The sequence below is a fragment of the Sphingomonas glacialis genome, assembly GCF_006439055.1.
GTDB lineage: Bacteria > Pseudomonadota > Alphaproteobacteria > Sphingomonadales > Sphingomonadaceae > Sphingomonas > Sphingomonas glacialis_A.
This window is the reverse complement of the sequence record NZ_RCZC01000001.1, coordinates 518,974-533,355: the sequence shown is the minus strand read 5'-3', so window position 1 is coordinate 533,355 and position 14,382 is coordinate 518,974. Positions and strand designations below refer to the sequence as shown.

Sequence of the window (14,382 nt, the reverse complement as noted above, 5' to 3'; positions counted from 1 at the left end):
AGCGGCCTCTTAGTCGCGGTCTCGGGGCGTGTCTAGCCCGTCTTCGTGTTCTTCGCCGGGCAAAGTGCGTACCGGGATCGCATAACCCTCGCCCAGCCACTGCAGCAGGTCGCGGTCGCGGCAGCCTTGCGAGCAGAAGGGGGAGAAGGCCGCGACGGGCGGCTTGCCGCACAGCGGACAGGGTTTGGAACGCGCCATCATGCCACCTCGAAGATCGGGGTGACGCCGGTACGCCGCGCGAGCTCGGCGATCCAGTGCGGATTGGCGGCGAGCACTTTTTGCACGCCCGGCGCCACGCGGTGCTGCGCCGGAGCCGGCGGTGGGATGCGCTCGATTCGGCGGAGCAAAGCGCGCGCCTCGGCGGCGGCGGGATCGGCGCGGAGCAGTTCGGGGAGCGAGACGCGGGCACGGCGGCGGACGATCTGGACGAAGCCGAAGCCGTTCATCGCGGTGCGCTCGAACGGCTGCGGCAAGCCGGCGTCGAGTGCGGCATCGACCGCGCCGCGCGCCGCCTTGCCGGTGAGCGTCGGGAAATCGACGCCGATCGACCCGCCGATATCGAATCGCACGATCGCCGCCGCGACCGCGCGCGCCGCGGCGAGCGCGAGCGGCTCGAGCGGCGGATAGCCGTCGACGTCGAACAGCGTCATCGCCGGGGTCGGGCTCACTCGCAGTGCGCCGCCCACCGATCCCGTAAAGACGATGTCGCCGGTCTGCGCTTCCTCGAGCACCTCCGACCAGCCGGCGGCCTCGAAATGGTCGGGCTCGTGCGCACGGCAGGTCCGCACGGCCACGCCGCTCGCGGTGATTCGCTCGAGCAGGCTCGGCCCGCCGCGTTCGGGGCCTTCAGCGGGGGCGCAGCGAGGCAGCTTGGTGCGGCGGCCCTCGGGGATCGCCTCGCGCACCAGCTCGACCAGCAGCGTGGACCCTTGCGTGATGCCGGGCGGGAGCGGGGCGAGCATCGCCTCGCCGCCGGCGAAGCTAACGCGACCCTCGCGCCCCTTGACCGTGATCTCGACCAGCCGGGCGGGCAGCACTGCGCCGATCCGCGGGCCGGTTTGCTCAAGCTCGATCCGCGCCTCGACGATCCCTGCGTCGGCGACCAGCACCGCGCGCGCCTCGCCGATCCCGGCCTCGTAGAGCCATTCGCTCATCGGCCTTCAGCCAAGCGCGACGCCCGATGCGAGCAACAGCGCGCGCGTCTCGAACAAGGGCAGGCCGATCACGCCTGAATGCGACCCCGACAGGAAGCGCACGAACGCTTCGGCACGGCCCTGGATGGCATAGCCGCCGGCCTTGCCGAGCCCTTCGCCGCTGGCGATGTAGGCGTCGATCTCGGCGGCGGAGAGCGGCTTGAATGCGACGATCGTGTCCGACAGCCGGGTTCGCGCCGTCCCGTCGGCGGCGATGACGCACACCGCGCTCAGGCAATGATGGCGCCGACCCGAGAGCAGGCCGAGCAGGCGGCGCTGCACGTCCTCGGTCTCGGCGGGTGGCAGGATTCGGCGGCCGAGCGCGATCGTCGTGTCGCCGGCGAGGACGATCTCGTCCGCGGCACGGCCCACCGCCTGCGCCTTGGCGAGCGCGAGCCGCAGCGCATAGACGCGGGGCGCCTCGCCGGTCAGCGGGGTCTCGTCGATGTCGGGCGATTCGATTCGCACGGGCGTCACCCCGATCCGCGCGAGCAGATCGCGGCGGCGCGGCGAGGAGGAGGCGAGGACCAGGGCCGCGCTCATCGCCGATGCGCGCTCACTTGAAGCGATAGGTGATCCGCCCCTTGGTCAGATCGTACGGGGTCAGCTCGACCAGCACCTCGTCGCCGACGAGCACGCGGATGCGGTTCTTGCGCATCTTGCCGGCGGTGTGACCGAGAATTTCGTGATCGTTCTCAAGCTTCACGCGGAACATGGCGTTGGGCAGAAGCTCCACCACCTGGCCGCGCATTTCGAGCAGTTCTTCTTTTGCCAAACAAACCTCTGAGGATGTGGGTGATCTTGTGCGGTGTTCGCGAAGCGCGGCGCATAGCCGAAGACGCCCGAAAAGGAAAGCCGCGCGGGCAAAGGGGACGAAGGTTGCGGATCGTGGCGTGATTTGGTGTGGTGTATGTATAATACAGTGGCCCGCGGAAAGTCACACGAAAGTCGCACCATCGCGGGTGGCGGGAGTGTAGCGTCCGGTCATCAGAAAGAGCGGCCCGCAAGCGGGCGACGCGCGAGGATGACAAAAAGGCGGCGTGTAGGACAGCGGTTTTTTGGGGGCGATCAGGCCGGATTATTCTCTTTGAGGAACGCTTCGAGCTCGGTGAGGAATTGCACCCGGTCGGCCTCGCGCGAGAAATGGTGGTCGCCGAGCGGCTGTTCGACATAGCGGTACGGCTTGCCCGCCGCCTTCAGCCGCGCGACCATGCTGCGCGATTGCGCGACCGGCACGACGGTGTCCTTCTTGCCGTGGAGGATCAGGATCGGCATCGCGAAATGCGCGGCGTCGTAGACCGGCGAGACCGCCTTGAGGTCGGGCGCCTGGTCGCGGAAATAATCCTTGGCGCGGCCGCCGTTGAGAAACGCCCCGTCATAGCGCAGCATCGCGGGCATGTCGGCGACGCCGGCATAGGACACCGCGCAGCGATAGACCGCGGCATCGCGCCCCGCCGCACGAAACGCGGCATAGCCGCCATAGGAGCCGCCGACGATGCAGACGCGCTTGGCGTCGGCCAGCCCGCTATCGGCCGCCCATTTGACCGCGTCGGTCAGGTCGTCCTGCATCGCGAGGCCCCATTGTCCGCGACCCTTTTTGGTGAAATCCCCGCCATAGCCCGACGAGCCGCGATAATTGGGCTGGAGCACGGCATAGCCGCGGCTGGCGAGGAATTGCGCCCACCAGTCCCAACTCTCGTCATCGCGCGCGAACGGGCCGCCATGCGGCATCAGGATCAGCGGGAGATTCTTGGCGGGCTTGCCGCGCGGCACCGTCAGCACGGCCGCAATGTCGAGCCCGTCGCGTGCCTTGTAATGGATCGTGGAGACCGGCCCATACGCAGCGGTGCCGAGCGCATCGTTGAGCGTGGCGAACAGATGCATCACGCCTTCTTCCGGGCGGTACTCATAATAGGCGCCCGGCCGGTCGGCGCCGCCGACCCACACCATCAGCACGCTGAAGTCGCGGCTCCACGACACGATCTCCGCCGTGCGGGTCCCCACGGCGGCATCGATCTTGGCCTGGACGTCGGCGAGCTTGGGGTCGAACCAGTGCGTGCGCGCGTGCGTATCGGTATAGCGCACCCCGACGAGCCGCGACCCGCCATCGCCGGTAATGACGTTGCCGATATCGTAGCCGGGAACGCCGAACAGTTTCGGCCCGGTCTTGAGCGTCGCGAGATCGAGCGGATAGAGTGCGTTGAAACCGTCGGCATCGTCGAAGCCGAGCGCCTTGCCGGGTTCGGGAAGGAAGACCGCAGGGGTGTTGCCGAGATCGGCGTCGCGCCCGCGCGCGCGGCTGACGGTTCGGAAGCTCTGCGTGGCGGAATCGCGATAGAGCAAGCGATAGCTGCGCGACGCATCCTCATAGCCCATGCCGAGCCGCACGGTGCCGGCGGGATCGGCATACCAGTCCATCACGGTTTCGACCGGTCGCTGGACGAGCGTGCTGCGGCCGGTGGTCACGTCGTAATCGCGCACTTCGGGCCAGAAGCCTGGCTGGCTGCTGTAGATCGAGGTCTGCAGCGCGATCCGGACGTGCGGGCTGCCGTCCTGCGCGATCCACAGCACGTCGTCGGCGCTTTGCGCGGCGTCGTCCTTGCCGAGCATGTGCATCGTCTTGCCATCGGCGCTGATGCTGAGCGTGCGGCGCAGATACCAGCTGTCGCCCTCGACCAGGGACGTGCTGCCGATCTTTGCGATCAGCCAGTCATTGTTGACCCACGACCAGCCGTTGATGTCCGACGCGCCGGGATCGATCATCGCGATGTGCTGCGTCTTGTCGAGCGGAATGATCGCGAGCCGCTGTTGGCCCTTGATCGCGAGCTTGGTCGCGATGCGCGTGCCGTCGGGCGAAAGCTTGGGGGCTTCCATGAAGGGAAGCTGTCCGAAACTTTCCGCCGAGATCGTGCTGGCGGGCGCGTGGGGCAGCCCCGCGGGTGCGCTTTCGGTCGCGCCGAGCGGGACCGCAGCGAACAGCACGAACCCGCCGAACAGGCCTTTAAATCCCTGATATGTCATATGTCCCCCGACAGGCGCGCGTGGCGCCGATGCCATCTTAGCAAGGTGCCGGGGCGAGGCAAGCGGGCGGGGTGGTGGCTTTACGCCCCCCGCAGAAACGGCAGCACGCGCTCGTAATCCGCGCGCGCGCCGCGGCCGTGTTGCGCGTGATAGCCGTTGGTCGTCAGCACGTAATCGCCGACGATCGCGGCCTGCTGTTCGATGTTGAAGCGCGTGAAGGGGCGGTTGGTGTCGGCGAGGTCGCCATAGCCGTAGCGGCCGGCAGCCAGCGTGCCGCGCAGGCGGACCCACATGCCGCTCTGATGCTGCCAGACATGCGTGAGTTCGTGGAGGATCCAGGCGAGGTCGGGGACGGTGGTCGAGAAGTCCGGCTTGTAGCTGGGCTTCGGGAAATAGATGTGGCCGTTGGGCGCCATCGCGACGCTGCGCGGCTGGAAGGGGAGGTAGCGGCGGGCGTGGACCTTGATGCCGTCGTAGGCGATCGCCGGGCCGAACAGCGCGGTCGCGTGGTCGAGCTCGCCGGGGGAGAGGGGGCGGTGGGGCATTTGCTGGGGGTAGCGGGTTCGGGTGGAAGCGGGAAGCTTTGGGGCGTTTGGGGCGCTATCCTCTCAGCCGTCACCCCGGCCTTGTGCCGGGGTCCACCGGGATGCGCACGCAACGGTCGTAGCACGCGCTGAGCGGTGGGCCCCGCGACAGGCCCGGGGTGACGAAGAAGAAGGGGCGTCGTGGCAAAGCCACGCCGTCGGTCGGGGGCGTCGGGCGCCCCCGCCGGCCGGTCGCGCCTGCTAGGGCTTTCGCCCTAGCCTGCGCTTGCAGCCAGGGCTGCAAGCAGCAGCAGCGCGACGATATTGGTAATCTTAATCATCGGATTAACCGCCGGCCCCGCGGTATCCTTGTACGGATCCCCCACGGTATCCCCCGTCACCGCCGCTTTGTGCGCCTCCGAGCCCTTGCCGCCATAATGGCCGTCCTCGATATATTTCTTGGCATTGTCCCACGCGCCGCCGCCCGAGGTCATCGAGATCGCGACGAACAGCCCCGAGACGATCACCCCGAGCAGCATCGCGCCGAGCGCCGCGAAGCCCTCGGCCTGGCCCGCTACGGCGCGGATCACGAAGAAGACGAGGATCGGCGAGAGCACCGGGAGCAAGGACGGGACGATCATCTCCTTGATCGCCGCCTTGGTGACGAGATCGACCGTGCGTGCGTAATCGGGGCGGCTGGTGCCCGCCATGATGCCGGGATTCTCGCGGAACTGGTGGCGGACTTCCTCGACCACCGCGCCCGCTGCGCGGCCGACCGCGGTCATCCCCATCGCGCCGAACAGATAGGGGAGCAGCGCCCCGAGCAGCAGCCCGACGATGACGTACGGGTTCGACAAAGCGAAATTGACCGTGAGATCGGGGAAGTCGCGCGCCAGGTCCGAGGTATAGGCGTTGAACAGCACGAGTGCTGCGAGCGCCGCCGAGCCGATCGCATAGCCCTTGGTCACCGCCTTGGTGGTGTTGCCGACCGCGTCCAAAGCATCGGTGCGGTGGCGGACGTCGTCGGGGAGGCCCGCCATCTCGGCGATCCCGCCGGCATTGTCGGTCACCGGGCCGTAGGCGTCCAAAGCGACGACCATTCCCGCCTGTGCCAGCATCGCGGTCGCGGCGAAGGCGATGCCGATCACGCCGGCGAGCTGATACGCCGCGATCACCGCGACGACGATGACGAGCGTCGGCAGCGCGGTCGATTCGAGGCTGATCGCGAGGCCCTGGATGACGTTGGTGCCGTGACCGGTCTGCGACGCCTTGGCGATGCTGCGCACCGGGCGGAAGTTGGTGCCGGTGTAATATTCGGTGATCCACACCAGCAGCCCGGTGACCGCGAGCCCGACCATCATCGACCAGAACAGCTCCCAGCCGGTGAAGGTCGCCGCCGCGACGCCGGCGGCGGCGACCTGCGTCCCGCCGTCGAGGAAGGCGTTGCCGCCGATGATCGCGCTCATGTCGCCGAGCACGTAGCGCGTGACGAGGTAGATCGCGGGGATCGACAGCAGGATGCTGACCCAGAACCCCTTGTAGAGCGCGCCCATGATCGACTGCCCCTTGCCGAGGCGGACGAAATAGGTGCCGATGATCGAGGTCAGGATGCACACCCCGCCGACGATCAGCGGGAGCGTCATCACCTGCAGCAGCGCGTCGGCCTGGCGCAGCGCGAGCGCGACCGAGATCATCGTCACGCCGATCGTGACGACATAGGTCTCGAACAGATCGGCCGCCATGCCGGCGCAATCGCCGACATTGTCGCCGACGTTATCGGCGATGGTGGCGGGGTTGCGCGGGTCGTCCTCGGGGATGCCGGCCTCGACCTTGCCGACGAGATCGGCGCCGACATCGGCCGCCTTGGTGAAGATCCCGCCGCCCAGACGCGCGAAGATCGAGATGAGCGAGGCGCCGAACGCGAGCGCGGTGAGCGCCTTCACGACGACCGGCGCCCCGGCATCGGCGCCGTTCGGGCCGGCGAGGAACCAGAAGGTGCCCGAGATCGCGAGCAGCCCGAGTCCTGCCACCAACAATCCAGTGACCGCGCCCGAGCGGAACGCCATGGTAAGGCCGCCCTGCAGCGAGGTGCGCGCGGCTTCTGCGGTGCGGACGTTGGCGCGGACCGAGATGTTCATCCCGACATAGCCCGCCACGCCCGACAGCACCGCGCCGAGCGCGAAGCTCACCGCCGAGACGGGGGTGCGCATGCCGTCGAGGAAGATCCAGACGAGGATCAGGACGATCACCCCGACGATCGCGATCGTGCGGTATTGCCGGCCGAGATAGGCCTTGGCGCCTTCCTGGATTGCGGCGGCGATGTCCTGCATCTTGGCGTTGCCCGCGGGCGCTCGGAGGACCTGGGCGGAGGTGAGGAGGCCGTAGGCTACGGCAATCACGCCACAGATGATGGCGGCATAGACGATCGTCATGCGTGTCCTTTCCCATGGAATCGGTGAGGTGTCACACAGCCGCGCGCCCCCACGCTTGCGAGGCAGAGTAGCGCGGCGGCGGGGCTTGGCAAGCGGTGTGGTTCGAGCGGCTTAGCCGCCGTGCTGATAGCCGAGTGCTGCGGGGAGCGGCAGCGGTGTGCCCGCGTCGTGCAGCGTGAGGCCTTCGCCGGGCGCGAAGACGCCGATCCGGGTTGCGGGCGCGGCGGGGGTGCGGTGCGGGGGAAGCGCGAAGAGCAATTGATAGTCGTCGCCCGCGGTGGCTGCGGCGAGACGGGCGGCGCGGGTGTCGCCGGCGTGGGTGCGATAGGCGTCGGACAGCGGGACCTGCGCCAGATCGATCGCGACGGCGAGGCCGCTTGCCGCGGCCATACGCTGGGCGTCGATCAGCAGGCCGTCGGATACGTCCATCATCGCGTGGACCTGCGGCGCGAGCGCCTGACCCGCGGCGAGCTGCGGCTGCGGGCGGCGATAGGCGGCGAGCAGCTCGGCTGCACCGGGCTGGCCTTGCGCGATGGCGAGCCCTGCGCCGGCATCGCCGATCGTGCCGGTGACCCAGAGCGCGTCGCCCGCCTGTGCGCCGCTGCGCGTGGGCGCGTGCGCAGCGTCGCCGAGCGCGGTGAGCGTGATGACACGCGGGGCATGCGGTGGGAGCGAGACGGTGTCACCGCCGAGGATCGGCGCGGCGAAGGCGGTGAGCGCTTCGGCGAGCCCGGCGAGGAAGGCGGTGTCCCAGTCGGCGGGTGCGGTTGGGGCGGGGGGGCTCGCGGCCCGCAACGGATAGTTCAGCATCACCCCGACGGGCACCGCGCCCTTGGCGGCGAGATCCGACAGGTTGGTCGCGACAAGCTTCCACGCGACGTCGCCCGGCGGATCACTGGCGAGGTAATGCACGCCTTCGACCAGCGTATCGCTCGTCAGCACGAGCCGCCCGAGCCGCGCCGCATCGTCGCGCAAGCCCAGCGCGCCGGGATGGAGCGGCAGCGCGCGCAACGCCGCGAGAAACTCGGCTTCGGTCATGCGGGGGGTTTAGCGATGCGGACTGCGATTGTCTGCGGTCGATGAACAGGGAAATAATGCTGACCTAGATCGTTAACATAGAGCAAGTCCTAAAACGACAGGGGTGAGGATGACGGGCGACGAAAGCCGACCGACCGATGCATATTGCCGGGCGGCGTGGGATGCGGTGTGCCGCTCGCAGGCGGTCGTCGAGTTCGACGCCGCGGGGATCATCACCTGGGCCAACGAGACGTTCCTGCGCCTGGTCGGCTATCGGCGCGAGCAGCTGATCGGCCGGCATCATCGCATGCTGTGCTTCCCCGATTATGTCGAGGGTGCCGACTATCTCGCCTTCTGGCGCAAGCTGCAGGCCGGCGAGTTCGACCGCGGCGTCTATCCGCGGCGCCGTGGCGACGGATCGAAGGTGTGGCTGCAGGCGACCTACACCCCGCTGCTGCGCGACGGTGCGGTTGATCGCATTCTCAAGATCGCGAGCGATGTCACCACCCAGGTGCGGCTCGAGCGGGCGCTCGAAAATCGCGAGCGGGCGTTGCGCTCCACCGTCACCGACCTCAGCGAGATCGTCGAGACGATCTCGACGATCGCCGGGCAGACCAATTTGCTCGCGCTCAACGCTTCGATCGAGGCGGCGCGCGCCGGCGGCGCCGGGCAGGGGTTTGCGGTGGTCGCGGGCGAAGTGAAGCGGCTGGCGAGCGACACCCGCGCCGCCACCGACCGCGCGTCGCGGATGGTCGAGCATTATGCCGTACGGCCCGACGACGACGCCGACGACTAAGCGGCCGTGTCTAATCCTCGCCGAGGCGGGGTCGATCGAGTCGTGCGCCGTCGAGGTCGCGGTCCAGCCGCGTGACATCGGCGGCCATCGTCGCGCGTTCGCACTTGCTGCGGCCGAACGCGGCGCGGTTGGCGGCGGCGGTCGTCTCGGCCGTGTCGCGCGCGCGGGCTTTGCGCGCGCGGCGGAGGTTGACGACCTCGCCCATCGTTATGCGCGGACGTCCTTGGCGATGTTGTCGAGCAGGCCGTTGACGAAGCCCGCCTCGCGCTTGTCGAAGAAGGCGTGCGCGACGTCGACATATTCGGTGATGACGGTGCCGACCGGCACGTCGGCGCGGGCAAGCAGTTCGTATGTGCCCGCGCGGAGGATCGCGCGCATCGCCTTGTCGAGCCGCGCGAGGTTCCAGCCCTTGGCGAGCTTGGCGGCGATCGTCGTGTCGATCTCGGCGAGGCGCGCCTCGGTGCCCTTTACGACATCGTCGAAGAAATCGACCTCGGCCTCGGCATATTCGGCATCCTCGATCGTCGCACCGAGGCGGTGATTGTGGAACTCGTTGAGCAACTGCGCGATCGGCGTTGCTTCCATGTCGTGCTGGTACAACGCCTGGACGGCGGCGAGACGGGCGGCGGCGCGCGCTTTGGAGCGGGCGGCGGTGCGGGGAGTGGCGTGGGAGGACATGGGCGGGCGCCATAGGGGAAAAAGCGGGGAACGGGAAGATTGGTGTGTGGGGGGGCTGTTACTCCCCTCGTGGAAGGGAGGCGCTGGCGGATCAGTTCGCGGGACGGTTGCCCGCGAGCCTCCCCTCCCTGGAAGGGAGGGGGCGGGGGTGGGTCGGCCCGTAGTCGGGCGTGACGCGTGCCCTGCGAGCGAGGATGGACACCGCTTGCGTGAGAGCGCCGCGCGCCCGGGAGGCCGACCCACCCCCAGCCCCTCCCTTTCAGGGAGGGGAGGAGATTAGGGGAGGCGGAGCGCGACCGAGCGGGCGTGGGCGGGGAGGCCTTCGGCTTCGGCGAGCGCTACCGCAGCTGGGCCGATGGCGGCGAGGCCTTGGGGGCCCAGTTGCAGGAAGCTCGTCCGCTTCATGAAATCGAGTACCGACAGCCCGCTGGCGAAGCGCGCGCGGCGGCCGGTCGGGAGCACGTGGTTCGGCCCGGCGACATAATCGCCGATCGCCTCGGGCGTGTGGCGGCCCATGAACACCGAGCCGGCGTGACGCACCTTGTCGAACAGCGCCTGCGGATCGTCGCACGCCAGCTCGAGATGCTCGGCGGCGAGGCGGTCGACCAGCGGGAGTGCCTCTTCCAGCGTGCGCACGACGATGATCGCGCCGTTCGCGTCCCAGGCCGCGCGTGCGACCTTCGAGGTGGCAAGCGTTTCGATCTGGGCGTCGACCTCGGCGGCGACGGCGTCGGCGAAAGCGGCCGAGTCGGTGAACAGGATCGATTGGCTGGTCGGGTCGTGCTCGGATTGCGAGAGCAGGTCGGCGGCGATCCAGTCGGCGCGGTTCTCGCCGTCGGCGACGACGACGATCTCGGACGGGCCTGCGACCATGTCGATGCCGACGACGCCGTAGAGCTGGCGCTTGGCCTCGGCGACCCAGGCGTTGCCCGGGCCGGTGATGACGTCGACCGGGCGGAGGCGGTCGGTGCCGTAGGCGAGCGCGGCGATCGCCTGCGCGCCGCCGATCCGCCACAGCTCGTCGACGCCGACGATGTGCGCGGCGGCGAGCACCAGCGGGTTGACCTCGCCGTCGGGGGTCGGGGTGACCATCACGATGCGATCGACGCCGGCGACTTTGGCGGGGATCGCGTTCATCAGCACTGACGAGGGATAGGCCGCGCGGCCGCCGGGGATGTAGATCCCGGCATGTTCGATCGCATTCCAGCGCGCGCCGGTGCGGATGCCGTTGGCGTCGGTGCTGTCGGTGCCCTGTGGCTTCTGCTTCTCGTGATAGGTGGCGATGCGTTGTGCGGCGAGCTGGAGCGCGGCGCGCAGGTCGGGGGCTAGGCCGTCATAGGCGGCGCGCCATTCTTCGCGGTCGATCTGCCAGCCGGTGGCGTCGAGGTCGTGGCGGTCGAAGCTCTTTGTGTAGGCGTGGACGGCGGCGTCGCCCTCGTCACGGACGCGCGCGATGATCGCGCGGACGTCGCGTGCGACGTCGGCGTCGGCTTCGCGGCGGGCGTTGACGAGGGTGGTGAAATCGGCGGCGAAGGTGGGAGCGGTGGTGGTGAGGTTGATCATGACGCGCTCCCCTCCCTAAAAGAGCGTTGGGTGAACAGTGCCCCGCACTGTTCAGGTCGTGCCGGGGGCACGACCGACCCAACGCTGGGTTGGGGGTGGGTTGGCTGATGGCAGGTGTTACGCCCGACTACGGGCCGACCCACCCCCGGCCCCTCCCTTCCAGGGAGGGGAGGCATCATGCCGCTCATGCCGCCAACTCCTGCGCAACAGCGCGCCGGAACGCCTCGACCAGCGGCACGACTTCGCCGCGCGTCTTGAACGCGGCGCGGTTGACGATCAGGCGCGAGGTGACCTCGCAGATCACCTCGACCTCGACCAGGCCGTTCTCCTTCAGCGTGCGGCCCGACGACACCAGGTCGACGATCCGCGGCGCTAGGCCGAGCAAAGGCGCTAGCTCCATCGCGCCGTTCAACTTCACGCACTCCGCCGAGACGCCGCGCCGCGCGAAATGCGCTTCGGTGACGTGGGGGTATTTGGTCGCGACGCGGACGTGGCTCCAGCCGCGCGGATCGTCGCTTGCTGCCATCGCGGCAGGCTCGGCGACCGAGAGGCGGCAATGGCCGATGCCGAGATCGACCGGCGCGTAGAGCTCGGAATAATCGAACTCCGCCAGCACGTCCGACCCGACGATGCCGAGCTGCGCCGCGCCGTGCGCGACGAAGGTCGCGACGTCGAACGCGCGGACGCGGATGAGGTCGATTCCGGGGTTGTTGGTGGTGAAGCGCAGCGCGCGGCTGTTCTCGTCGCTGAACGCGGCTTCGGGGACGATTCCGGCGCGTTCGAGCAAGGGGATCGCTTCTGCGAGGATGCGGCCCTTGGGGACGGCGATGATGATCGGGTCTGCCATGGCGCGGGCTTTACTTGGCGGTGGGGGTGGGCGCAACAACGCGACCGACGGAGAAAATCGATCATGGCCGATGAGCAGAGCAATCGTGACGCGTTCCGGATCCAGCAGCATTATTGCGAGGCCAATGCCGCGCCGGTCTATGCCCGGATGTGCGCGGCGATCGCCGATGGGCTGACACGGCGATCGGTCATCGGGGCGCGGGTGCTCGACTGGCCGGGCGAGCCAACGCGCGATGCGCTGCCGTTGCGGCTGTTCGGGGGGCTGCATGCGCTGGTGCAGGCGGGGCGCGATGCCGGGTTGGCGGCGGTGTATTCCGGGGCGGTGACCGATGCGGGCGCGATCCTCGCGACGATCGAGCGTGTGCTTGGCGAGCATGAGGCGGCGTTGCTGCCGTGGCTCGACGGGCCGCCGCAGACCAATGAGCCGGGGCGGTCGGCGGCGTTGCTGCTCGGGTTGCTCGAGATCGCGCGGGCGTGCGGGCCGCGGGTGGAGGTGCTCGAGATCGGGTCTAGTGCTGGGCTCAATCTGCTGATCGGGCGGTATCGGTTCGATCTTGGGGGTGCGGGGTTCGGGCCGGATGATTCGCCGGTGACGATCACGCCGCGCTGGAGCGGGCCGGCGCCTGCGGTGGTGCCGCTCGAGATCGTGTCGGTGCGGGGGTGCGACGTGGCGCCGATCGATGCGACCGATCCTGCGGTGGCGGCGCGGCTGGCGGCCTATGTTTGGCCCGAGACGCCCGAACGCTTGGAGAGGGTGCGCGCGGCGGTGGAGATGGTGCGCGAGCACGGCGTTTCGCTGGAGCGGGCGGATGCGGCCGATTGGATCGAGGCGCGGCTCGCCGAGCCGCAGGAAGCTGGGGTGACGCGCGTGCTGATGCATTCGGTGGTGTGGCAGTATCTGCCCGAGGCGGTGGCCGAGCGGGTGCGGGTGGCGATGGCGGCGGCGGGCGCGCGCGCGACGGTCGAGCGGCCGCTTGGGTGGGTGGCGATGGAGCCGGACCGGTCGGTGGGGCACCAGGTGGTGCGAGCGCGGTCTTGGCCTGGGGACGGGGAATGGGCTACGGTGGCGACGAGCCATGCGCATGGGACTTGGATCGATACGGGGGCTGGCGCGGGGGCGGCGGCTTTGGTGGATTTGCCGGCGGCGGCTCGGGTCCGGGTGTGACCTTTTAAATCCTCCCCCGGGAACCGGGGGAGGGGGACCGCCCGGCTTCTCCAGCCGGGTGGTGGAGGGGGCGCCACAAGCGCTACGCTCGCGGAACGCCCCCTCCACCACCAGCCTGAAGGAGGCTGGCGGTCCCCCTCCCCCGCTGCGCGAGGGAGGATTTAGGGGGTTTCCCACTCCTTGATCGCGGCCACCACCGCGTCGGGGTTCTCCCACGGGACGAAATGTCCGGCATCGACCTTCACCACCGTGAGATCGGGCACCAGCGTCTCGAGTCCGTCGAGCTGGCTCGGCAGCAGCGCGAAATCGCCGAGGCCCCACACCACCAAGGTCGGCTGCGTCACCGGCGGGAAGGCGCCGTCGAGGAACGCCGGGCGCGGCGGGGTTTCGTCCATTGCGGGGACGAGGATCGGGCTCGCGCGGTACCAGTTGAGCATCGCGGTCATCGCGCCGGGTTGGCTCCATTGGTCGAGATAGACCGGCTTTTCATCAGCGATCCGCGCGAAATCGGTGTGGCGCGCGAAGCTATTGTCGAAGAAGGTCGAGAGCCCGATGCTGTCGATATAGGTCTCGAAGCCGGGGTTGCGGAAGGCGGTGATGTACTGGCTCGCCTCGCGTTGTGCCATGTCGTCGAACAAGGTGCGCTGGAAGACGAAGGGGTGCGGCGCGTTGACGATGACGAGGCGGGTGATGCGGCTGGGGTTCTGCAGCGCCGCCATCCACGCGATCGCGCCGCCCCAGTCGTGGCCGACGAGCGTGAAGGTGGTCAGCCCGAAATGGTCGGCGAGCGCGAGCAGGTCGGCGACCATCTTGTCGGGGGTGTAGTCGCTGATCTCGGCGGGCTTGGACGAGCGCGCGAAGCCGCGCTGGTCGGGGGCGATGACGAAATGGTCCTGGCTGAGCTGCGGGATCACGTGGCGCCAGGTGCGGTGCGATTCGGGGAAGCCGTGGAGGAGGAGAACGGGCGGGTGCTCGGGCGAGCCGGCGGTGGCGACGTCGAGCTCGACGCCTGTCGGAAGGGCGATTCGGTTCAGGGTGAAGGCTTCTGGCATCATCGTCTCCGCAGTCCTCCCCTCCCTGGAAGGGAGGGGCTGGGGGTGGGTCGGCCTGAGGCGGGCGCGGCGTTCGACAACGGGCCGACCCACCC

Annotated in this window: 15 protein-coding genes; 2 read left to right on the top strand and 13 right to left on the bottom strand. The window is 69.1% G+C overall.

Annotated elements, in window-relative coordinates; all coding sequences use genetic code 11:
• Positions 1 to 9 precede the first annotated feature (9 nt).
• From EAH76_RS02515 to thiL, 8 genes are all read right to left on the bottom strand, one after another.
• Entirely contained in the window at positions 10 to 198 is a 189-nt protein-coding gene (locus EAH76_RS02515; RefSeq protein WP_140848346.1) for a DNA gyrase inhibitor YacG, read from the bottom strand.
• Positions 198 to 1,154, bottom strand: coding sequence for a ribonuclease (locus EAH76_RS02510; RefSeq protein WP_140847603.1), 957 nt, complete (start codon positions 1,152 to 1,154; stop codon positions 198 to 200). The genes EAH76_RS02515 and EAH76_RS02510 overlap by 1 nt, the downstream gene beginning before the upstream one ends.
• A 6-nt stretch (positions 1,155 to 1,160) precedes the next feature.
• Complete coding sequence (locus EAH76_RS02505; RefSeq protein ID WP_140847599.1) at positions 1,161 to 1,736, bottom strand: Maf family protein; 576 nt, start codon at positions 1,734 to 1,736, stop codon at positions 1,161 to 1,163.
• 13 nt (positions 1,737 to 1,749) lie between these two features.
• Positions 1,750 to 1,968 carry a translation initiation factor IF-1 gene (infA, locus tag EAH76_RS02500; protein WP_010162480.1) on the bottom strand — a complete coding sequence of 73 codons (219 nt, stop codon included), beginning with the start codon at positions 1,966 to 1,968 and terminating at the stop codon, positions 1,750 to 1,752.
• A 293-nt stretch (positions 1,969 to 2,261) separates the two neighbouring features.
• A complete protein-coding gene (locus tag EAH76_RS02495; protein WP_140847596.1) occupies positions 2,262 to 4,214 on the bottom strand; it encodes an alpha/beta hydrolase family protein in 1,953 nt (650 codons plus the stop codon).
• A gap of 80 nt (positions 4,215 to 4,294) precedes the next feature.
• The gene (locus tag EAH76_RS02490) at positions 4,295 to 4,759 is read right to left on the bottom strand and encodes a Rhs element Vgr protein (protein WP_140847593.1); all 465 of its coding nucleotides are present in this window, start codon (positions 4,757 to 4,759) and stop codon (positions 4,295 to 4,297) included.
• Positions 4,760 to 5,013: 254 nt separating this feature from the next.
• Complete coding sequence (locus EAH76_RS02485; RefSeq protein WP_140847590.1) at positions 5,014 to 7,170, bottom strand: sodium-translocating pyrophosphatase; 2,157 nt, start codon at positions 7,168 to 7,170, stop codon at positions 5,014 to 5,016.
• A 111-nt stretch (positions 7,171 to 7,281) separates the two neighbouring features.
• On the bottom strand, positions 7,282 to 8,208 hold the full coding sequence (gene thiL, locus EAH76_RS02480) for a thiamine-phosphate kinase (protein ID WP_140847587.1): 927 nt from the start codon (positions 8,206 to 8,208) through the stop codon (positions 7,282 to 7,284).
• 109 nt (positions 8,209 to 8,317) lie between these two features.
• Between thiL and EAH76_RS24705 the strand changes: the two genes are divergently transcribed.
• Complete coding sequence (locus EAH76_RS24705; protein ID WP_140847583.1) at positions 8,318 to 8,983, top strand: methyl-accepting chemotaxis protein; 666 nt, start codon at positions 8,318 to 8,320, stop codon at positions 8,981 to 8,983.
• A gap of 10 nt (positions 8,984 to 8,993) precedes the next feature.
• Here the strand turns inward: EAH76_RS24705 and EAH76_RS02470 are convergent, their stop codons facing one another.
• The 4 genes from EAH76_RS02470 to hisG all read right to left on the bottom strand — a co-directional run bounded on the left by EAH76_RS02470 (position 8,994) and on the right by hisG (position 12,071).
• On the bottom strand, positions 8,994 to 9,188 hold the full coding sequence (locus EAH76_RS02470) for a DUF4169 family protein (protein ID WP_140847579.1): 195 nt from the start codon (positions 9,186 to 9,188) through the stop codon (positions 8,994 to 8,996).
• A 2-nt stretch (positions 9,189 to 9,190) separates the two neighbouring features.
• Complete coding sequence (nusB, locus tag EAH76_RS02465) at positions 9,191 to 9,661, bottom strand: transcription antitermination factor NusB (protein WP_140847576.1); 471 nt, start codon at positions 9,659 to 9,661, stop codon at positions 9,191 to 9,193.
• Between the two features lie 276 nt (positions 9,662 to 9,937).
• Positions 9,938 to 11,224 carry a histidinol dehydrogenase gene (gene hisD / locus EAH76_RS02460; protein ID WP_140847573.1) on the bottom strand — a complete coding sequence of 429 codons (1,287 nt, stop codon included), beginning with the start codon at positions 11,222 to 11,224 and terminating at the stop codon, positions 9,938 to 9,940.
• A 184-nt stretch (positions 11,225 to 11,408) separates the two neighbouring features.
• Complete coding sequence (hisG, locus tag EAH76_RS02455; RefSeq protein ID WP_140847570.1) at positions 11,409 to 12,071, bottom strand: ATP phosphoribosyltransferase; 663 nt, start codon at positions 12,069 to 12,071, stop codon at positions 11,409 to 11,411.
• 63 nt (positions 12,072 to 12,134) lie between these two features.
• On the opposite strand from hisG, the gene EAH76_RS02450 reads away from it, so the two are divergent.
• On the top strand, positions 12,135 to 13,235 hold the full coding sequence (locus tag EAH76_RS02450) for a DUF2332 domain-containing protein (protein ID WP_140847567.1): 1,101 nt from the start codon (positions 12,135 to 12,137) through the stop codon (positions 13,233 to 13,235).
• 161 nt (positions 13,236 to 13,396) lie between these two features.
• Here EAH76_RS02450 and EAH76_RS02445 read toward each other — a convergent pair whose 3' ends face one another.
• Positions 13,397 to 14,287, bottom strand: coding sequence for an alpha/beta fold hydrolase (locus tag EAH76_RS02445; RefSeq protein WP_140847564.1), 891 nt, complete (start codon positions 14,285 to 14,287; stop codon positions 13,397 to 13,399).
• Positions 14,288 to 14,382: the final 95 nt, after the last annotated feature.

What these genes read in the sequence shown, in the direction of transcription:
- EAH76_RS02515 (WP_140848346.1), bottom strand. Translation starts at nt 198, where the DNA reads ATGGCGCGTTCCAAACCCTGTCCGCTGTGCGGCAAGCCGCCCGTCGCG.
- EAH76_RS02510 (WP_140847603.1), bottom strand. Translation starts at nt 1,154, where the DNA reads ATGAGCGAATGGCTCTACGAGGCCGGGATCGGCGAGGCGCGCGCGGTG.
- EAH76_RS02505 (WP_140847599.1), bottom strand. Translation starts at nt 1,736, where the DNA reads ATGAGCGCGGCCCTGGTCCTCGCCTCCTCCTCGCCGCGCCGCCGCGAT.
- EAH76_RS02495 (WP_140847596.1), bottom strand. Translation starts at nt 4,214, where the DNA reads ATGACATATCAGGGATTTAAAGGCCTGTTCGGCGGGTTCGTGCTGTTC.
- EAH76_RS02490 (WP_140847593.1), bottom strand. Translation starts at nt 4,759, where the DNA reads ATGCCCCACCGCCCCCTCTCCCCCGGCGAGCTCGACCACGCGACCGCG.
- EAH76_RS02485 (WP_140847590.1), bottom strand. Translation starts at nt 7,170, where the DNA reads ATGACGATCGTCTATGCCGCCATCATCTGTGGCGTGATTGCCGTAGCC.
- thiL (WP_140847587.1), bottom strand. Translation starts at nt 8,208, where the DNA reads ATGACCGAAGCCGAGTTTCTCGCGGCGTTGCGCGCGCTGCCGCTCCAT.
- EAH76_RS24705 (WP_140847583.1), top strand. Translation starts at nt 8,318, where the DNA reads ATGACGGGCGACGAAAGCCGACCGACCGATGCATATTGCCGGGCGGCG.
- EAH76_RS02470 (WP_140847579.1), bottom strand. Translation starts at nt 9,188, where the DNA reads ATGGGCGAGGTCGTCAACCTCCGCCGCGCGCGCAAAGCCCGCGCGCGC.
- nusB (WP_140847576.1), bottom strand. Translation starts at nt 9,661, where the DNA reads ATGTCCTCCCACGCCACTCCCCGCACCGCCGCCCGCTCCAAAGCGCGC.
- hisD (WP_140847573.1), bottom strand. Translation starts at nt 11,224, where the DNA reads ATGATCAACCTCACCACCACCGCTCCCACCTTCGCCGCCGATTTCACC.
- hisG (WP_140847570.1), bottom strand. Translation starts at nt 12,071, where the DNA reads ATGGCAGACCCGATCATCATCGCCGTCCCCAAGGGCCGCATCCTCGCA.
- EAH76_RS02450 (WP_140847567.1), top strand. Translation starts at nt 12,135, where the DNA reads ATGGCCGATGAGCAGAGCAATCGTGACGCGTTCCGGATCCAGCAGCAT.
- EAH76_RS02445 (WP_140847564.1), bottom strand. Translation starts at nt 14,287, where the DNA reads ATGCCAGAAGCCTTCACCCTGAACCGAATCGCCCTTCCGACAGGCGTC.